Annotated in this window: 13 protein-coding genes; 7 read left to right on the plus strand and 6 right to left on the minus strand. The window is 45.4% G+C overall.

All coding sequences use genetic code 11. The annotated features are described in order from the left end of the window. Nucleotides 1–519: 519 nt before the first annotated feature. From QUB24_RS23255 to QUB24_RS23275, 5 genes are all read left to right on the plus strand, one after another. Nucleotides 520–1,254, plus strand: coding sequence for a glutathione peroxidase (locus tag QUB24_RS23255; RefSeq protein WP_333155827.1), 735 nt, complete (start codon nt 520–522; stop codon nt 1,252–1,254). A 204-nt stretch (nt 1,255–1,458) separates the two neighbouring features. Continuing rightward, nucleotides 1,459–2,430, plus strand: a complete 972-nt coding sequence (locus QUB24_RS23260) for a sodium-dependent bicarbonate transport family permease (RefSeq protein ID WP_333155829.1) — start codon at nt 1,459–1,461, stop codon at nt 2,428–2,430. A 1-nt stretch (nt 2,431) separates the two neighbouring features. Then, the gene (locus QUB24_RS23265) at nt 2,432–2,743 is read left to right on the plus strand and encodes a P-II family nitrogen regulator (RefSeq protein WP_223300725.1); all 312 of its coding nucleotides are present in this window, start codon (nt 2,432–2,434) and stop codon (nt 2,741–2,743) included. Nucleotides 2,744–3,295: 552 nt separating this feature from the next. Next, the gene (gap, locus tag QUB24_RS23270; protein ID WP_333155832.1) at nt 3,296–4,330 is read left to right on the plus strand and encodes a type I glyceraldehyde-3-phosphate dehydrogenase; all 1,035 of its coding nucleotides are present in this window, start codon (nt 3,296–3,298) and stop codon (nt 4,328–4,330) included. A gap of 157 nt (nt 4,331–4,487) precedes the next feature. Then, nucleotides 4,488–4,853, plus strand: coding sequence for a DUF1823 family protein (locus QUB24_RS23275; RefSeq protein WP_333155834.1), 366 nt, complete (start codon nt 4,488–4,490; stop codon nt 4,851–4,853). A gap of 379 nt (nt 4,854–5,232) precedes the next feature. Here QUB24_RS23275 and QUB24_RS23280 read toward each other — a convergent pair whose 3' ends face one another. Both QUB24_RS23280 and QUB24_RS23285 read right to left on the minus strand, forming a co-directional pair. Further along, nucleotides 5,233–5,979 carry a glycosyltransferase family 25 protein gene (locus QUB24_RS23280; protein ID WP_333155836.1) on the minus strand — a complete coding sequence of 249 codons (747 nt, stop codon included), beginning with the start codon at nt 5,977–5,979 and terminating at the stop codon, nt 5,233–5,235. Between the two features lie 161 nt (nt 5,980–6,140). Beyond that, nucleotides 6,141–8,456, minus strand: a complete 2,316-nt coding sequence (locus QUB24_RS23285; RefSeq protein ID WP_333155839.1) for a protein phosphatase 2C domain-containing protein — start codon at nt 8,454–8,456, stop codon at nt 6,141–6,143. Between the two features lie 783 nt (nt 8,457–9,239). On the opposite strand from QUB24_RS23285, the gene QUB24_RS23290 reads away from it, so the two are divergent. Then, nucleotides 9,240–9,596, plus strand: a complete 357-nt coding sequence (locus tag QUB24_RS23290; RefSeq protein WP_333155841.1) for a hypothetical protein — start codon at nt 9,240–9,242, stop codon at nt 9,594–9,596. Nucleotides 9,597–9,810: 214 nt separating this feature from the next. Here QUB24_RS23290 and QUB24_RS23295 read toward each other — a convergent pair whose 3' ends face one another. The 3 genes from QUB24_RS23295 to QUB24_RS23305 all read right to left on the minus strand — a co-directional run bounded on the left by QUB24_RS23295 (nt 9,811) and on the right by QUB24_RS23305 (nt 12,770). Beyond that, nucleotides 9,811–10,155: an NAD(P)H-quinone oxidoreductase subunit M gene (locus QUB24_RS23295; protein ID WP_333155843.1), complete on the minus strand. Its 345-nt coding sequence runs from the start codon at nt 10,153–10,155 to the stop codon at nt 9,811–9,813. 75 nt (nt 10,156–10,230) lie between these two features. Continuing rightward, nucleotides 10,231–10,752, minus strand: a complete 522-nt coding sequence (locus QUB24_RS23300; RefSeq protein WP_333155845.1) for a hypothetical protein — start codon at nt 10,750–10,752, stop codon at nt 10,231–10,233. Between the two features lie 281 nt (nt 10,753–11,033). Next, on the minus strand, nt 11,034–12,770 hold the full coding sequence (locus QUB24_RS23305) for a pentapeptide repeat-containing protein (protein WP_333155847.1): 1,737 nt from the start codon (nt 12,768–12,770) through the stop codon (nt 11,034–11,036). 25 nt (nt 12,771–12,795) lie between these two features. Here QUB24_RS23305 and QUB24_RS23310 point away from each other — a divergent pair, with 25 nt between their 5' ends. Beyond that, on the plus strand, nt 12,796–13,593 hold the full coding sequence (locus QUB24_RS23310; protein ID WP_333155849.1) for an ion transporter: 798 nt from the start codon (nt 12,796–12,798) through the stop codon (nt 13,591–13,593). 290 nt (nt 13,594–13,883) lie between these two features. On the opposite strand, the gene QUB24_RS23315 is transcribed toward QUB24_RS23310, so the two are convergent. Then, nucleotides 13,884–14,753 carry a hypothetical protein gene (locus QUB24_RS23315; RefSeq protein WP_333155850.1) on the minus strand — a complete coding sequence of 290 codons (870 nt, stop codon included), beginning with the start codon at nt 14,751–14,753 and terminating at the stop codon, nt 13,884–13,886. Nucleotides 14,754–14,805: the final 52 nt, after the last annotated feature.

Raw genomic sequence — 14,805 nt, forward strand, 5'->3', positions numbered from 1 at the left:
CCGTCCAAAAAGGACGGGCGGGACGCCCATCCCACAATAACAATTAAAATTGTAAGTTATTTAATTCGCGATCCTTAAACAGCAAGTTGTGAACAAACCTGACGGTCAACGGAGTACCGTTAGACCGCAGGCTTCTTGTTTGCTTTTTTACAAAGGCTTTTTATAGTGAGGTAGTTCCACCCCCACTTACTAATATATTACCAGAGTATTTCCAGATTATCAAGGGACATAAAAGAATAATTGTCGGCTTCCGTCCGCGACATCCGACGCTTCTTTCCATCACGCGGGCGTAATTCCCAAGGGGTACGGGGCGCAGCGCTCAGATATGTCCCCTCTGAATATACCGAGGGACTTCCCGGCTGGCAGTTAAATCTGCTAGCTGTCGCAAAGACAATGAACTGATCTCGCGCGCGCCCAAGTCCGAGAAAAAAACTCGCCTGCCCTTGACAACTCATACTCGTTATGAGTACGCTATAAAAAGCAAAGGAATTGAACCCAAGTACCCAAAAATTTAAAATCATGCTGACGAACCAAGAAGGTCAAAGAGTACCTAAAGTCACCTTTCGCACTCGCAAAGACAACGAGTGGGTGGATGTCACCACCGATGATATATTTGCAGGTAAAACCGTAGTAGTGTTCTCGCTGCCAGGAGCTTTTACTCCCACTTGTTCGTCAACGCACCTCCCCGGTTACAACGAATTGGCCAAAGTTTTTAAAGAAAACGGCGTAGATGAAATCGTTTGTATTTCCGTCAACGACACCTTTGTGATGAATGAGTGGGCCAAAGACCAAGAATCAGACAATGTGACGTTAATTCCCGACGGTAACGGCGAATTTACCGAAGGCATGGGAATGCTGGTAGACAAAACAGATTTAGGCTTTGGCAAGCGGTCTTGGCGTTATTCGATGCTGGTAAAAGATGGCTTGGTTGAAAAAATGTTTATTGAGCCTGATGAACCGGGCGATCCTTTCAAAGTGTCCGATGCCGAGACGATGCTCAACTACATCAACTCCGCAGCAGCCAAGCCGAAGCTAGTTTCGCTGTTTACAAAAATGGGCTGTCCCTTCTGCGCTAAGGCTAAGGCACTGCTGAGTAAACATGGCTTGGATTATGAAGAAATCGTCTTGGGTCGGGAGATCACAACTCGATCGCTCCGGGCTATGACTGGGGCTACAACTGTGCCGCAAGTATTTATCGACGGCAAGTTGATCGGTGGTTCCGAAGCCCTAGAGTCTTATTTGGCAGTTGCTTAGTTAAACCACAATACTTAGCTTGCGGGTGCCCGCGTGCACACCTTACAACGAGTAAGGTGTGCACTGTGCGCCTTTGGGGTATTTGGCGGTATTTAGCCCGATCGAGATTTCGCGTCAAAAGTTTGATCGGTCTTTTTATCCATTCTCGTGCCACAATTACTGGGGAAGTAATATTAAAAACGCAAGAAATGGGAGTGAACGATCGTGGATTTGAGTTTAGTCGCGTCAAATATCTTAAATCCACCCATATTAGCTTTTTTCATGGGAATGCTGGCAATTTTTCTCAAATCTGATTTAGAAATTCCAGCGCCCATCCCCAAACTGTTTTCGCTGTACCTGCTGTTTGCGATCGGATTTAAAGGCGGCGTCGAACTGTCCAAAAGCGGAATTGACCAGCAAGTTGCCCTGACAATTTTGGCAGCGATGCTGATGTCAATGCTAGTACCAATTTATACTTTTTTCATACTGAGGGTAAAACTCGACTCCTACAATGCCGCCGCGATCGCAGCCACCTACGGTTCCATCAGCGCCGTCACATTTATCACCGCAACCTCCTTCCTCACAGCACAGGGGATCGACTTTGACGGTTACATGGTAGCCGCGCTAGCATTAATGGAATCCCCAGCCATTATAGTTGGTCTGATTCTAGTCAGTGTATTTGGCGGGGAAGAAGGAAAACGCGAAATAGTTTGGCCAGAAGTGTTGCAAGAAGCATTCCTAAACAGTTCAGTTTTTCTGCTGATTGGCAGCCTAATTATGGGCGTACTGACAGGAGAACATGGTTGGGAAGTTATGAGTCCGTTTACTCAAGACTTGTTTTACGGAGTTCTAACTTTTTTCTTGCTAGACATGGGGCTGGTTGCAGCCAGCAGAATTAAAGATTTGCAAGAAGCAGGAATTTTTCTGATCTGCTTTGCAATCCTAATTCCCATAGTCAACGCAGTAATTGCTTTGGTAATAGCCAAAGTAATCGGAATGCCGCAGGGAGACACTTTGCTGTTTGCCGTATTGTGCGCGAGTGCTTCTTATATAGCAGTACCAGCAGCCATGCGCCTAACTGTTCCCGAAGCGAATCCAAGTCTTTACATTTCAACGGCCTTAGCAGTGACATTTCCATTTAATATCATTGTAGGCATTCCCCTGTATCTATACGGAATCAATATGTTTTGGAGGTGAGATGATGGAGTCAGTCAAAAGAGTAGAAATCATAGCCCACTCAGTAGAACTCGGCAAGATTTTAGACGGTTTAGACAAAGCTGGCGTACCCGGTTATTCGGTGATTCGTGATGTCGCTGGAAAAAGCACTAGGGATCACGTTTCCCGTGATTCATCAATGACGGCGCTGGATAACATTTATGTGCTTGCTTTTTGTTCACCAGCTCAAGTTTCAGCAGTTGCAGAAAACATTAGACCCGTGCTCAATAAATTTGGTGGGTCGTGTTTTATTTCAGATGCGGTGGAATTGCTAATTACTAGGTGCGTCGGGTAGTGATTAGTTATTGGTGATTATACCACTTAGGAAAAATTGAGCTACACATATAGCAATCCTAAATCATTTGTGAATTTCTTACTCCCTCCCCTTAGTAAGGGGAGGGTTGGGGTGGGGTAAAAAATTTACGACTCCTGCAAGGATTGCTATAGATTCTACGCCATATGTGTATGGACACGGCATTGCTGTGTCCTTGCGCGTATCTGCGACTTTCATCCTAGGCTTTGGTTCCGACAATCGCCACTGGTGAGAATGCCAATCCGTTTCGGCTTTTGGATAAGTTTTTTATTATTACTTTAGCCTGATTTAAAAAAAGCGATTTTGAAAATAATTTCTGTCTATTATAGCACTTTTACAAGTTGACAAAAATCAGCCATTAGCCATTAGTCAGCGGTCATTTCAGCATTAATTGCCCTTCCCAGCCGGGGCAGAATTCAGAATTCTTAAGAGATAGAAAAGAATCAGTTGCCAAAATCCGTTAGCGTGGTAAATTCTAAGCCACCACAGACGATCGCCCGATCAACTAGCGAGATTTTCAAGAGGAGTTTAAACATGGCTGCATTAAAAGTTGGCATCAACGGATTTGGTCGCATCGGACGGCTAGTCATGCGTGCCGGCATCAAAAACCCCAACATCGAATTTGTCGGCATTAACGACTTAGTTTCGCCAGACAACCTGGCTTATCTTTTCAAATACGACTCCACCCACGGCATTTACGACGGCGAAGTTGAAAGCAAACCAGACGGGATTGTCGTTGACGGAAATTTTATCCCCTGTACAGCGATTAGAAATCCTGCCGAATTGCCCTGGGGTAAATCCGGCGCAGATTATGTTGTAGAATCTACCGGATTGTTTACAGATTTTGAAGGCGCATCAAAACACTTGACGGCAGGAGCAAAACGAGTAATACTTTCAGCACCGACAAAAGACCCGGAAAAAGTTCCAACTTTTCTAGTAGGCGTCAACCACCACAAATTTGACCCGGCAAAAGATACGGTTGTTTCTAATGCTAGCTGTACGACAAATTGTTTAGCACCAATTGCCAAAGTTATCAACGATAACTTCGGATTGGAAGAAGGTTTAATGACTACAGTTCACGCAATGACAGCTACTCAACCAACTGTAGACGGCCCCAGCCAAAAAGATTGGCGGGGAGGACGCGGTGCGGCTCAAAATATTATTCCATCTTCGACCGGTGCAGCGAAAGCTGTTACTTTGGTATTGCCAGAATTGAAAGGAAAATTGACGGGAATGGCTTTGCGCGTGCCAACTCCCGACGTGTCTGTAGTTGACCTTACTTTCAAAACGGCCAAGGAAACTAGCTATAAAGAAATTTGCGAGGCAATGAAAAAAGCTTCCGAGGGCGGCGAACTCAAAGGCATTCTTGGATATACTGAGGATGCAGTGGTTTCGACAGATTTTCAGGGCGACGCGCGATCGAGCATTTTCGATGCAGGTGCGGGAATTGAACTGAATTCTAAGTTTTTCAAAGTTGTTTCCTGGTACGACAACGAGTGGGGTTATTCTAGCCGGGTGATTGACTTAATGCTGTCGATGGCCGAGAAAGACGGAATTTTGAATAATTAATTTTTTGGGGTGGCATTTTGGGCGGGCTCGCGTGCCCAACCCCTACTCCCCACAAACAAATTCCTATGATTTTTTGTGGAACGGGCCGGAGAGCCCGTTCCTGATAATGTTATCTAATGTGAGTTAAACTTTTTTTATTTCCGATTCGATCGCGCTCATGTCTGAATTACCACCGCTGAATAACGAAACTATTTGGGCTATCCTCAACGAAGAAATCGACGATGCTGCCGTCAACCAGCTAGTTTGGCAGTATCTGGGCTACCGCTGGGATGCCGAGACTGGTAAGTGGAATAGTGCAGGTGTTGCTACCGAGTGGCGGCAAGAGTACCCGGAACCGCCGGATTTTATCGATTCTAGGCCGGCGACGGTGAAATTGACTCGATCGACCCCTCCAGAAAACAAGCAGTTGCTGAAGGAAAAATTGGGCTTTAAAGGCTATAAAATTGGGGAATTCGGGCCCAGACAGACTCGCAGGGCGACGATGGCTAATTGGTTGATGGGTTTTATCGAATCTGGGGCGTAGGAGGTATTGGGGATTGCTGTGCGGTTTTTTGCCGGCGTTACATACAGTACAGAGATATTAGATTTGGGGGCTAGAAAATTCCTAAATCCCTATAAACGATTGAAACCTTTATTAAACTCTTCCTCTATTTCTCTGAGTTCTCTGCGTCCTCTGCGGTTAATTAACAAAAATTAAGCCTGTTGAAAGTCAAAACACACTAAAACCAGCCAATTCCAACATCCTCACCCCGAACCCTGACACCGGACTGCGGCAGACTTTATTTGTGTATAATTTGAGGTCAAAAGGTTTCAACCCCCTCCTTCATAAAGGGAGTAATAAGCCCGGATTTGGTATTAATTATTTTCCGGGCAATTGTGCTCACAGATTCGAGTTGAGTAAACTATTTTAAACTCGAACTCAATTCAGTAGAAAGGCTACGCTTCAGCCATGCTTTGGTTGTTCTTGCTGCACCTGCCAATTGCCAGACCCCAGGTACACGGTCAAACCAGGCATTAGGAGAGATGTCGCTACGGGAACTCCTTTGCCACCCCAGGTTTGGAGAAGCAATCAAGGTGACAACATCGGGATTTTGAGATCGGAAAGTAGAATAAGCTCCGTCGATGTGCATCGGGCCGCCGTCGGGATGTCCCGGAGGTCGCTGTTGCAGTTCTTCCAGAAACCGCAGGAGGCGATCGAAAATCCTGCCATTTACAGCGTAAAAATGAGTGGTCATCACGCCCTTAGAAAAGGGCACGAGGGCGACAGGAGACTTTTTTTCAACCTCTTCGACGTGTCCGAAGTAGACGAAATCCCACTCTTGCTGACACAGTTGTTCGAGGATAACCGCTTGGTGTGCTCTTAACTTTGGTGAAATTTCTAGGTCGTCTTCTACAATCAGGACATTGCTCAACCCCTGCTGTTTTGCCTGCTTGAGGATAGCTACATGACTGGAAAAGCATCCCCTCGCCCCAATGCTGGGGAAACCTCCTGCTTCGTCGGGGCGGATTGCGGGAAATATCTCAACCTTATTGGGCGTGAGGGGCATTCCTGCTTCTTCTAATTCCTGGACTATGAGCTGGCGTCGGTCTTCCCTCTCAGGCAGATTTACGGCATAAACTCCCTGGAAATAGTCTGTGATGTTCGTCATAGTTCGATATCGCATCAAGAAGTGGAGAAATCTTCAGCTCGCTGGACTTTGATTTCTATTCAAGTCTCTGTCTGCCTGAAATCCCTCTATCTTTAGTAAGATGTATCTTCCTTTTTCTCAAACTTACTCAAATCCCCTCGGCAAAATCTAGCAGTGAGAGTTTAATTAGCATTGGGATTTGAGTCAGGATAAACGCATTTTCCCTGTTGATTAGGGTTTGGGGCTGGGTTGGAGAGTACCTTATCAACAGCAGCTTGTTCTTGAATCCATCCGATTTCCCCCGGTTGCAGCTTGGCGCTTTCTACTTCAACTGTTGGCTTAACTACCGGGGAAGGCGAGGGAGTGGGAGTTGCCACAGCGGGAGATGGATTCAGTGTCGGTTTTGAAACTGTAGAAAAATCTTTATTTGACTCGGGTTTGGGAGAGTTCGATCGCACTATTTCAGGAATCGAACAAACTTTCAATTCCAGCCAATTGCCTTGAGGCGTAAGCTGTTTGTTTGTCACCTGCAAAACGCTGCCGGCTGGGACTGTTCCTTTGACAGTCAACTCACCGATTGCGCCTCGCAAATCCAAGCGATCGCCCTCTTTTCCCAATTCCCCAGCCGCAGAACTTTTAATCTCTATAAACGAGCCGGTTTCTAAAGATTTGACCGGAGAAGCTACAGATTCAACTGTTTTCTCCGGCGTGCTTCCAGCATTAATTAAACCGCGTTTCCCGAAAATCGACTCCCCGGCAGTATCGATCGCGCGACCCACCGGAGGGATGAAAAAATAAGCAAATACACCCCCCAACCCTAATAAAAATAAAATTTTCAGCAGCAGCGAAAATAAACTTTTGCTTTTTTCCTGCCGTAACAACTGCGTTTTTCCTTGAGAATTGCCCTCGCCAAAGCTTGTGCTTTCGGTCAAATCCGTTGGCAAATCCTCGCTATCGGAAATTAGTTCGATCGGCGTATCTAAAGGTGCGACAGACAGTTCTGTAAAAGTATTGCCGTCTTCCCTCAAATGTGCTTGACAGTGAATTAAAGCAACAGTGACGTTATCGTGACCGTTTCTAGTATTAGCAATCTCAATCAGTCGATCGCGCGCCTTACCCAAACTAATGCTACCGTCGAGAATTGGCAAAATCTCCGCTTCCCAACATTCCTCAACCCGGTCTTTATCACTCAAACCGTCGGAACACAGCAGCAAAACGCAGTCTTCATCCACCGGAAAACGCTGCACAGTCGGGTGCAGAGTGTTGGACGAAGTAATCCCCAAAGCTTGAATCAGAGCTCCGGCGGCCACTTGTTCCAAAGCATCCCGGTAGAGAGAGTAGCCCAAACGCACCTCGCGGCAAGCCACATTATCATCGAGAGTAACTTGATAGCATCCGGTGCGGGTAATCCAGTAAGCCCGACTGTCTCCGACGTGGGCGACATAGAGCTCGTGAATGTGGGCTAAACCCATAACTAGCGTAGTTCCCATCCGCTGGCGGCCTTGGCGGTGTTCGCTGTCGTTGCGACTGGCTATCTTGTCATTAGCAGCACAAGCCGCCCGTTCCAGCTTGGAAGTCAGGCTCAACGGGTCCCAATTAGCTTGATGTAGGGGCATTTGCTGCAACTTGTCGCGCAGCACACCAATTGCTTCTTCCGAAGCGACTTCGCCGCCGTCTTGTCCACCGATACCGTCGCAGACGATCGCGCAAGCTTCCGCACCCGGGCTTCCTGCCAACAGCGTACCGCTGGGCGGATAGCAAGCATCTTCGTTGTGAGCCCTGGATCTGCCTACATCCGTGCCCGTGGCAATTTCAACGTGACGATCGTAAAATCGGCCGCACTTTGCCAAAGCTTTATCCAACTGGCCCATCAGTTGTTCGCCGTGGCGGACTTGACCGGCAACCATTTGCTGGCAAAGTTGCCTCAAAAAATTGGCAATAGTTGGGTGAGCATCTTCGAGCCACTGCTGCCACAATTTGCCCAACTGCGACAAATGAGGCGGTTTGCGATCGGGCTGCAATTCCAGAAACCGCACCAATTGCCCTTCCACCCGTAGCAGTTCCGGAGTCAGCAGCGTCGAAGCCACGCCCTGAGCGATACAAGGCTGCCACAACTGGGCCATTTGCCACAGCCAATTGAGCTGGCGCATCGCTGCAGCTCCTTTCCAGGAGTCCGCCAATTCCGGCATTAAAGATTCCGTCACCTTCAAAATAGGCACGTTTTCCAGTAGCCAGATATCTCCCGATAGCTTGCTCATCTTGGACGATACCAGGCCGTATACTTGAGGTACGTGCAACTGATAGGCAAACAGTCTCAGATAAGGAGTGACAACACTCGGAATCTCATCGGGCAGTTCCGGCAAGTGTTCGGGTTGAGTATCGACAAGAAGTCGATCGCGCTTGACCAAGTAGCGACCAGCGATCAGATCGCCTGGCTTACACCCTTTGATCCCTTCACCTAAAGCCCATAAGTAGTGTTTTGCCACAGAGTTTTGCATAAGGGTTCCTGACGCCTTTGGGCAAGCGTGCTGATCTGAACTATTTTAGCGATTGAACCTCGACGGGTTGATACGTGGCGATTATTTGACACCCCCGCTTTCTCAACAGACGGAGATTCTTAAGACTTTGCAGTCCTAATCTCCTGATTTTTCAGGTTCCCGGGCTCACCACGTTGCCACTGTTGTGTGCGTAGTGATATCTGACTTTCCCCCAGTCTAGGGGTAGATTTTAATGTCTTGTACTGACACGAACAGTTTACCATTTTGTTGACTGCCGGATGAATTTTGCTAGGAGCTTTCAGAGTTAGACGATCGCGCGACACCCCCGTCATCGGCTTGAAATCACGCTGTTTTCAGCATATTCCTGATAGCGGCAATTTCCGAAGAAATCGCAGCACTCAAGGGAATTGAGATTTTATACTAACTCTAATGGTATGATGCAGCTAGGTAGAAATCACCTGAGCCGACAGGTATAAATAAATATCAATTGTCGGTTTTCTCGCCAAGGGTGTTAATTGCCTCGTGACATAGTTTCGCAAGTAAAGTTAAATTTAACCTCGCCCAAAGACGGATAAAAGCCCGCAGATTCATCTGTGGAGTCCATCTAAAGTATAAAATCGACAATCTCACATCTCACATTTAGTGACCGCTGCCAGCCCCCGACAGGAGTCGTGGAGAGCAAAAAAAATTAGATATTAGTTCAAGCCCGCAGATTCATCTGTGGAGTCCATCTAAAATCTAAAATCGACTGACCGGCCTCTGCAAGCTGTTGAGTATTTAACCATGCCCCCACATGAACCCAGCGCCTTTCCTAAGAATTTGCCCGATCCGAAGCTGCTGCCTGCTGTTGAAATAGACGAAATACTCACTAGCATTCAACATTCTCACAGTTTTTATTACAAAGTGATGAATCTTGAGGTTTGGGCGCTGGTGGAAACCTTGGACGGGCTGTTTCCCGGCGCTTGGGGTCAGTTTATGACCAACCGCCAATTAGCAGTTAAACAGTTTTTGGAACGCGATCGCGTTCCAAGTCCTCCGGTTGATGCTGGGGAGGCGGGGGAGAAGTCCGATCAAAGTCGGAAGAAGGAAGAAGCCGGGAGTCAGGAGTCAGGAGTCAGAAAGAACCAGGAAGAAGAATAAAAGCAGATTTTCCCAATTCTCCCCATCTCCACCTTTCCTCTGTATCCAAGTCTAAATCCCCCTCAATCCCCAAAGCGAGAGACGAAACAGAACCCTCTTTTCCCCCGTACTCCCCTGATTAAGAGCAGTAGGAGCGATCAAAACTCAGCTACAAGCGACATTTATTATGGGTTTCAATCTTAAGTTGACATAAATGCCGAGCGCCCGATCGCCCTTACAGGTGAACTTTGGAATCAACTTGAGGCAATCCCATGCTGTAGTTAACAGCGCGGCTGTTGAGGTTGTAGCTGATTTGGCCTTTTTGGAGGAACGATCGTACCAAGTGTTCCAACTCCGAACCGATACGGCGGAGGTTGTACTCGGTCAAATCTTCGCCCTCGTAAGCGTCTACGAGTTGGTCGAACTTGGCATATACCTGTTTGATTGACTCGTCGTTCCAGTTAAGTTCGTTATCTGGGTCAATGTCGAGGGTCAAAAGGTCGTTGCTGGGTACGAGTTCGTTATCTTCGAGGATGGCGGTGTATATGCGAATATGGCGGGTTGTTGACTTAAGCTGCATGACTTCTTATGTGTAAAGATTTTTTGCTGAATTAATTGTAATGGCACAGAGATGCGCGGAGAGGGCGGGCGATCGTCAATTTCTCGGAATCCCGAAATTTTTTAGTTGTTCGGCAGTCCAATTTTTGTAATATTCAGTTTTCTCTAAAGCATCGGAAGCTGGCTTCAGCTTAGAATTTACTTGAACAGTGAAGCCCGGATAGGGCATCCTCCTAGTATGAAGCCCGTCAATATTAAAATCTTCTTCGGGATGGATGTGAAAAGCCAGCAAGCCCAACTCTGAAATCTGATTATTCAATTTGTCTATCAATTCTTTAGTTTCTGGCGCACTAATTGCAGTTTTTTCGGGATTAATTACTACCATTATTTCAAATTCCGAATTGTAAAATTCATAAATAGATTTCATTATGGCAGAATTGCGATCGAACTCAGTCAGCGCTGAAAACCGCTCGATTTTGAATAAAATTTGATTAGCCAAGCGTGCCTTTTTAGCGAAGGGACAAATCGGTAACTCGCTGAAAACGGGATGCGGTAACTCGACAAACTCGGTCATCCATCTGAGGGTAGATTCTATAATTTCTGTGTCAGATTCATTCATCGACAATCTATGTATTTGAGTTTTAATACTAATTATACTTTATTTGTATGGAGGGCGATGCACACCATTGGTGTCAATTTAACGCTATTTCCCTCAGTACGGCAGGGGTTTAAACCCCTGCCTCATAGCAAAAGTCCTCTGAAGAGGACTGAAGAACTCAACTCATTAGTCCTCTTCAGAGGACTTTTGCTATTAGACAGGGAATTCATTCCCTGGCGGACTTTCGGTTCAACTCACACCAATACATTGCCCACCTTGCTGTTTACTATTGGCGATCGAATTTATTTGTGAATTGTGCCGTCTGGCATAATTGCACCTGTGAGTGTTGCCTTGTCCAGATTTGCTCCAAGCAGTTTAGCTTCCTTGAGGTTAGTTTTCTCTAAGTTTGCATAGCTCAAATTTGCCCCACACAAGTTTGCAGAATTTAAGTCTGCTTCACTTAAGTTTGCTCGGTGTAGGTTAACCCCAGACAGATTAAAGCCACTCAAGTTTTGCCCGCTCAGATTGACGCTCTGTAAGTTTACCCCAATCAAATTTACCCCTGTGAGGTTAGCACCATCCAAGTTAGCGCCTAAACAGTTTGCCCCACTCAAACTTGCTCCACTTAAGTTAATCCCAATCAACTTGGCATAACTTAGATTTGTACCTGTCAAATTTACCCCACTCAAATTCATGCCACTAAGGTTCACTCCTTGAAGGTTTACCCCAGTCAAACTTACCCCTGTTAAGTTAACACCACTAAGGTTTGCACCACTAAGGTTAACTTTAGTTACCTTCGATTGACTTAAATCGGCTCCTGTTAAGTTAGCGCCACCTAGACTTGCCTGAGTTAAGTTAGCTCTACTGAAGTTTGCTGTAGTCAGGTTGGCGCTATCTAACTTTGCTTCGCTTAAGTTGGCTTGACTAAAATTTGCCTGAATTAGTCTTGCGGAATACAATATTACCTTGGTTAAGTTAGCGCCACTTAAATTAACTTCAATCAAATCAGCATTTTGCAAATTTGTTGAGTTCAAATTTGCACATTGCAAGTTAGCTCCAATCAAATTTACGCCAGTCAATTTGGCATTTGCTAGATTGGCACTGCTCAGGTTTGCTTGACTTAAACTGACATTAGAGTCGAGAGTTTTGCCACTTAGATCCACTCCCGCTAGGTTAATCCCTGTAAAGTCGCGTTCTCCGTCTTTATACCGTTTCCAAAATTCCTCAGCAGTAACAGCAGATTCTTGACTTTTTTGACTAGAATCATCAGTTATTTTGTCAGCATCAGATTCCACAGTATCCGCATTCACAGAAGTAGCAACTGGCTGTTCTACTGCTGCGCTAGATACTGGAATCGGTGTCTCCTCGATCGCCTCTTCGCGCAATAGCTTATCCACCCGATCGCTAAACCGCCTCACAACCTCAGCATCATCAACCTTCTCACCAGCATTCGAGCTTTTATCAACCGCATTCTCAACATAATACTTCTCTACAAAACTTTGCAACCCAGCATTATATCCCTGTCCTACCGCCTGAAATCTCCATTCGCCATTCTTCTTATACAAGCGTCCAAATTCTAAAGCCGTTTCTTGGGAAAATATCTGATTTAAATTGTACCGAACCAATTCGCTAAGAGTTTCTGAATTGTAAAGCCGGATAAAAGCATTTGTAACTTGACTAAAACTTTGATTTTTTTCCTGTCCCTCGTGAAGAGTCACCACAAACACAATTTCCTCAATAGCCGAATTGATTTTACTCAAATCGACATAAACAGTCTCATCATCTCCGTCTATTTGTCCATTCCTGTTGTCTCCCGAATGTCGCACCGCACCGTCGGGGGAGGTCAGATTGTTGTAAAATACAAAATACTTTTCATCAGGAATGCGACCGTCCGCCGCTAACATAAAAACAGATGCGTCAATGTCGCAGTTTTGTGCTGTCTGGCTGACTTGCCAACCCAGGGCGATCGCAATTTTACTGAAATTAGGAGTTTCTTTAGAAAGATTGAACCTTTCACCCTTAGTTAATTCGATACTCATATGCGATAATTCCCTTACCTCATAAATGGTATTAATTATCTCATCTATGTTAACCCGATCGCAAATTGGATTTTATCTCGAAGACATCGAAACCCCCATTGGCCGAACCGTCAATTTAACTCTTACCGGACTAATTCTCCTATCTTCGACCAGCTTCATCGCCGAAACTTACCCGATTTCGGAAACTGTTAGAATTAATTTGCAAACTCTCGATACCGTCCTTTTAATCGTTTTTGCAGTTGAGTATTTATTGCGACTGTGGTGTGCCGACAATCGAGTTAAATTTATTTTTAGTTTTTTTTCAATTATTGATTTGCTGGCAATCTTACCATTTTTACTGGGATTTGTCAACGTTAGTTTTATCCGAATTTTTCGCTGGTTTAGAATTCTCCGACTCATCCGCTTTCTGGAATTGAAAATTTCTATTTTCCGCATCAGCAGCGAAGATGGGGTGATTTTTGCTCGGATTTTGTTTACTTTGCTGGCAATAATTTTTGTTTATTCTGGTTTGATTTATCAAGTCGAACATCCGGCAAATCCCGAAAGTTTTGGAACTTTTTTGGATGCTGTTTATTTCTCGGTTGTCACCATGACTACGGTGGGATTTGGCGATGTTACTCCGATTTCGGAATCCGGTCGTTTTCTGACTATTTTGATGATTTTGACGGGAATTGCTCTGATTCCTTGGCAATTGGGGGATTTGATTAAACAATTAGTTAAAAGTGCTAATCACGGAGAAGCTGTTTGTCAAGGTTGCGGTTGGTCTGTACACGATGCTAATGCTAGATTTTGTAAAATGTGCGGTACTCAGTTAGATATCTAAGTTGCATAATTAATGTTTTACCTCCGATTTTAGAAAGGTACAGGAATTACGCATTATCAGGATGTAGCAAGATTTTGAGATTGCTGCACGACCAACGCTTGGCGATAAAAATACGTTACTTTTGCGTAATTACTGAAGGTAGATAAAAAAATATCAACTAGGAGAAGACTGTAGAAAAAATTGCTAACTAACTTTGCACTCGCCAAAAAATACCCCAGGTGGTATCAATATTCCAGTGATTTTGTGGCTGTGGAATTTGGCGATTGCTAATTAAACGAGTCGCCTTCCCTTTACTGGTTTCTGAAGATTATCCGGCGCCATCGTCCCACAAAGATTTTGAAACGCTCGATCAGTGGCGGTTTGGGATAGCCGTAATACAGATCCCAAGGGTGAAAGCCAATCTGTTGGGGTCTACCAGTATTTAGGAATGAACTAATGTCCTTTCTGGCGAGGTAGCGATCGCGAATCTGTCGCAGTTGCTCTCCCCATACATTAACATGAAAAACAGTCCATTCCGGCGTTTCCCAACGAACTAACATATATCGCTGATTCTTTTCCAAAAAACTCTCGATCGCGGCCTCATTAGCAAATCGAAGACTTTCTTTAGTGTACAGAGCATTTTTTGCTACTGCCCCGTCGAATTTTTTACCCACATAGCTATCAATTACCTCTATCCATTCAGTCCCTCGAAAAATTGAAAAATTGTTGCTGAACTTCTGAGTTTTTGAGTAACCAGGCTCTAGCGACTGCATATCTGGCGAAGGAAAAGAACCTGTAAACCCAAAGCAGTTATATTTTTGAACTCTTTGCATTACCTCATCCAGCCAATTCTCGTGACCCTTGCGATAGGGCAGAGTATCGAGTTTAGCGAGTAAAACCCAATCTGTTTTAGCCGCCTCGATCGCCACGCGTATACCCTCTGCATCTGTCTCGCCCACCGATCTCCCGCGCAAGTCTACATACACGAGCTCGTCAATCAGCCCTTCAGCCAAAAGTTCCTGATAAATCGGGGGCGGTTTATCAGCAGGCGACACAGCGAAAATTACTTGTTTTGGCCGCCCCCCCAGAAAAGATAGCCAGTCTTCAAGCACTTCGCGCACCATAATCTGACTGGTACTGAAAGTGCAGAAGGTAAGATTGTTAAAAATAGATTGATTCATTACTTCACCTTAATCATTGGCTACAGCAACGCTATTCGATCGGCAAGTGCTG

The organism is Microcoleus sp. B9-D4, from assembly GCF_036705105.1.
GTDB lineage: Bacteria > Cyanobacteriota > Cyanobacteriia > Cyanobacteriales > Microcoleaceae > Microcoleus.